This window comes from Dokdonella sp. (genome assembly GCF_049593775.1).
Classification (GTDB): Bacteria; Pseudomonadota; Gammaproteobacteria; order Xanthomonadales; family Rhodanobacteraceae; genus Dokdonella.
The window spans coordinates 1-4,191 of sequence record NZ_JBAWHJ010000363.1; the positions used below are offsets into that span (position 1 = coordinate 1).

Consider the following 4,191-nt stretch of genomic DNA (forward strand, 5'->3'; position numbering starts at 1 on the left):
TGGCCATGAAACTGATTACCGCCATCGTGCGGCCCTTCAAGCTCGACGAAGTCCGCGAAGCATTGTCCAGCGCCGGCGTATCCGGCATCACCGTTACCGAGGTCAAGGGATTCGGACGCCAGAAGGGACATACCGAGCTCTATCGCGGCGCCGAATACATCGTCGATTTCCTGCCCAAGGTGAAGATCGAAACCGTGGTTCTCGATGACCGCGTGGAAGCCGTCATCGAGGCGATCCAGGGCGTCGCCGGAACCGGCAAGACGGGTGACGGAAAGATCTTCGTCTCTCCCATCGAACAGGCCATACGCATCCGCACCGGAGAAATCGGCGCCGACGCCCTCTGACCCCAGCTTGCGAGGACATCATGAAAACCATTTCAAACACATTACGTGGACTGCGGTTCTCCGGCATCGCCGGTGCCCTGTGCGGACTGCTTCTTCTGGTGCTGGCCTTTCCGGCTCTTGCCCAGGAAGCGCCGGCAGTCGTTCCAATCGTCGACAAGGGCGATGTCGCCTGGATGCTCACGTCGACCCTGCTCGTGTTGCTGATGACCGTGCCCGGACTCGCCCTGTTCTACGGCGGCATGGTGCGCTCGAAAAACGTGCTTTCCGTGCTGATCCAGGTGATGGTGGTCTTTTCTCTGCTGGTATTGCTGTGGGCGGTATTCGGCTACAGCCTGACCTTCGTTGGCGGCAACGCGGTGATCGGTTCGTTCGACAAGATATTCCTGAGTGGCGTGACTGTGGATTCACTCGCTGACACCTTTACCGAAAACGTCAAGTTGCCGGAGTATGTATTCATTGCATTCCAGGCAACCTTCGCAGGCATCACCGGCGCGCTGATCGTCGGCGCGTTTGCCGAACGCATCAAGTTCTCTGCGTTGATCCTGTTCTCGGTGCTCTGGTTCACCTTCGGCTACATTCCCATTGCACACATGGTCTGGGGCGCCGGGGGTTACCTGCTCGATCTCGGCGCGCTCGATTTTGCCGGTGGTACCGTCGTGCATATCAATGCCGGTGTAGCGGGTCTGATCGGCGCGTACTTCGTCGGCAAGCGACTCGGCTTTGGCCGCGAGGCGATCAAGCCGCATAACGTGACCATGACCTTCGTTGGCGCAGCCCTGCTCTGGGTCGGCTGGTTCGGATTCAATGCCGGTTCCAATCTCGAGTCCAACGCTGGCGCTGCGCTGGCCTTCATCAACACGCTGTTCGCTACCGCTGCGGCCATCGTGGCCTGGGCCATCACTGAAGGGATGACCAAGGGCAAGCCTTCTGCGCTCGGTGTCGCATCGGGTGCGGTCGCGGGACTGGTGGGAATCACCCCGGCCGCGGGCCTGGTCGGGCCGATCGGCGCCATCGCCATTGGAGCAGTTGCAGGCGTGGTGTGCGTTTGGGGAGTGACCGGCCTGAAGAAACTGCTGCGCGCAGACGACAGCCTGGATGTATTTGGCGTGCACGGCATCGGAGGCATCGTCGGCGCATTGCTGACGGGCGTGTTTCACGCCCCGTCGCTGGGCGGCGGAGGTGGCGAGGACTACTCAATCGTCAGCCAGGTCGGAATCCAGGCGTTGGCCGTTGGTATCACGATCGTCTGGATCGGCGCCGTATCGGTTGTTTCCTTCGGAATCGCCAAACTCGTGTTTGGTCTGCGCGTCAGCGAAGAAGACGAACGCGAAGGGCTCGATATCACCTGTCACGGTGAGACTGCTTACGAAACCTGATTGGCACATGCCTTTGGGGTGGCTTCAGCGGCGTTGCGACGTGCAGATGCGGAACAGCGTCGCTGAAGCCAATTCTCCAACCAGGCCGATGACAGCATCACGCCATTCAGAGGTTGCGAAGGGCGGCTACGCGGGCACTTGCGCGTCAGAAGTGCGCCATTGCCTGGCGAATTCGACCAGTTGTGGGAAGAAGCGGGCGAAAGCCTGTTCATGCTCAACCTCAAGACGCGAAATCTCGAGTAGTCCGTTGGCCAGGGGATTGGCCCGCTTCAGCCGCGCTCCCACGCCAACGAGCACTTCGCTGATCATGTCCCGGCGCGCATACGCGGCAGGCAAGCGACGAGCATGCAGGTAGCGGGTGAAGCGCTGCAGAGACTCAGGAAGCTCTGCGGTCCTCGACTCGAGCAGGACCAGCAAGTCGTCGCTGAAAATGGCCAATGGAACATCCGACCATTGATCGAATTCGTGCGCCAGCAGATGATCGAACCAGATGTCGATGAGGATCCCGGCATAGCGCCGATACGGAGGTTCGTACATCTGGCGCAAGGCTCGGACCTCGGCATGATCGTCGGTGTACCTGTCGATGGCGCGATGCAGGGCGATGCCGCTGCGGACGCCCGGCTGAAGGCCAGGATCGATGCGTCCACGCACGAAATCCCCCAGCATGCCGCCGAGCCGAAGATCGGGATCCGGGCCGGACAACAAGGCGTGGGCGAGGTGGTTCATGCGAACAGGGAGCCGAAGGCAGCCTTCACGGTATCATGCGCACCATGAACCAGGATCCCAACATGAACGCGCCCGATTCCTTCCCTGCGGAGCCCAGCACTTTTCTGCTGGATGGACCCGTTGGCGCCATCGAAGTCGCGACCGAACCGGCGCACCCCAAATCACATGCAAACGGATGTGGCATCGCGGTGATTTGCCACCCACACCCGCTGCATGGTGGAACCATGCACAACAAGGTGGTCACGATCATCGAACGTTCCGTGCGTGAGCTTGGCTTCGACACCGTTCGTTTCAATTTCCGTGGAATTGGCAAATCGGTTGGCGAGTTTGACGAGGGCGATGGTGAAAGTGACGATCTCGCCGCAATCGTGGAATGGGCGCGCCAGGTGCGCCCCGGAGTCGTGATCTGGCTGGCCGGTTTTTCGTTTGGCAGCTATGTCGCATTGCGCAACGCAAAGTCGCTCGATGCCGACGCCCTGATCACGATTGCTCCACCGGTTGGCCGCTGGAAGTTCGATTCGATCGAGCTGCCTGATTGTCCCTGGCTGGTGGTGCAGGGTGAGGAAGATGAAGTAGTCGACCCCGAACTCGTGTTCGACTGGGTCGGCGCGCTGAGCGTATCGCCACAGCTGGTTCGCATGCCGGAAACCAGTCACTTCTTCCATCGCCGGCTCATGGACTTGCGCGGGGCGATCAAGAACGCCATGCGCGCGCACCTTCCGAAACCCTCCGACCCGGCATGACCGCTGCAGGGTCGAGGCCGAGCGCTCTGTATGCGCAGGGGGTTGCTGATGGCCGCTGGCAGGCCGACCCCGCCCAGCAGGGCGTGCTTGCTGCCTTTGATCGCATGCATGAGGAACTGGCGCGGGTTGAGCCGCCATCATTGTGGGGACGACTGCGCGGGCAGGCACCGCAGTCTCCGAAGGGGCTATACCTGTGGGGCAGTGTTGGTCGCGGCAAGACCTTCCTCATGGATCTGTTCTACGAAAGCCTGCCCGGTGAAGCGAAGACCCGCGTGCACTTTCATCGGTTCATGCAAGGTATCCATGCGGAGCTGCGCACACTGAGCGGCAAGCGCGATCCACTGGTGAGTGTTGCCGAACGCATCGCCGAGTCGACGCGCGTGCTTTGTCTGGACGAGTTCTTCGTGCTCGACATCGGCGATGCGATGATTCTCGGCAATCTGCTCAAGGCGTTGTTCGCACAGGGCGTGGTGCTGGTGACCACCTCGAACACGGATCCGGTCAATCTCTACAAGGACGGTTTGCAACGCGATCGCTTCCTGCCGGCCATCGCCCTGCTGCAAAAGCAATGCGAAATCGTGGAGATGGTCTCGCCCACCGATTGGCGCCTGCGTGCACTCAAGCAGGCTCCGGTCTACCTGGTTCCGCCGGATGCGGCGTCGGAACGTACGATGCTGTCGATCTTCCGGCGGATTGTCGGTGGAAACGAGCGCGAGAATTTCATCCTCAGCATCAACGACAGGCCGTTGCAGGTGCGCCGCGAAGGGGATGGCGCGATCTGGTTCGAGTTCGACGCGATCTGTGATGGCCCACGCGGTGTTGCCGACTATATCGAACTGGCGCGCTCCTATCACACGCTGTTGATTTCGCGTGTTCCCGAATTCACGCCGCAGACCGAGGACTCGGCACAGCGTTTCGTGGAACTTGTCGACGAACTCTACGACCACGGCGTCAAACTGGTGCTGTCGGCCGCGGTACCCATCGTCGAGTTGTACGACGGGC

5 protein-coding genes are annotated in these 4,191 nt (G+C 60.9%); 4 read left to right on the plus strand and 1 reads right to left on the minus strand.

Annotated elements, in window-relative coordinates; all coding sequences use genetic code 11:
* Nucleotides 1-5: 5 nt before the first annotated feature.
* Nucleotides 6-344, plus strand: a complete 339-nt coding sequence (locus WBP53_RS12450; RefSeq protein WP_371282966.1) for a P-II family nitrogen regulator — start codon at nt 6-8, stop codon at nt 342-344.
* Between the two features lie 20 nt (nt 345-364).
* Entirely contained in the window at nt 365-1,720 is a 1,356-nt protein-coding gene (locus tag WBP53_RS12455) for an ammonium transporter (protein WP_423929384.1), read from the plus strand.
* Between the two features lie 126 nt (nt 1,721-1,846).
* On the opposite strand, the gene WBP53_RS12460 is transcribed toward WBP53_RS12455, so the two are convergent.
* The gene (locus WBP53_RS12460; protein ID WP_423929386.1) at nt 1,847-2,446 is read right to left on the minus strand and encodes an ACP phosphodiesterase; all 600 of its coding nucleotides are present in this window, start codon (nt 2,444-2,446) and stop codon (nt 1,847-1,849) included.
* A gap of 62 nt (nt 2,447-2,508) precedes the next feature.
* On the opposite strand from WBP53_RS12460, the gene WBP53_RS12465 reads away from it, so the two are divergent.
* Nucleotides 2,509-3,189: an alpha/beta hydrolase gene (locus WBP53_RS12465; protein ID WP_423929388.1), complete on the plus strand. Its 681-nt coding sequence runs from the start codon at nt 2,509-2,511 to the stop codon at nt 3,187-3,189.
* Nucleotides 3,186-4,191 (plus strand): cell division protein ZapE (gene zapE, locus WBP53_RS12470; RefSeq protein WP_423929390.1); only part of this gene is annotated, 1,006 nt, incomplete at its 3' end. The genes WBP53_RS12465 and zapE, both read left to right, overlap by 4 nt.

What these genes read in the sequence shown, in the direction of transcription:
- WBP53_RS12450 (WP_371282966.1), top strand. Translation starts at nt 6, where the DNA reads ATGAAACTGATTACCGCCATCGTGCGGCCCTTCAAGCTCGACGAAGTC.
- WBP53_RS12455 (WP_423929384.1), top strand. Translation starts at nt 365, where the DNA reads ATGAAAACCATTTCAAACACATTACGTGGACTGCGGTTCTCCGGCATC.
- WBP53_RS12460 (WP_423929386.1), bottom strand. Translation starts at nt 2,446, where the DNA reads ATGAACCACCTCGCCCACGCCTTGTTGTCCGGCCCGGATCCCGATCTT.
- WBP53_RS12465 (WP_423929388.1), top strand. Translation starts at nt 2,509, where the DNA reads ATGAACGCGCCCGATTCCTTCCCTGCGGAGCCCAGCACTTTTCTGCTG.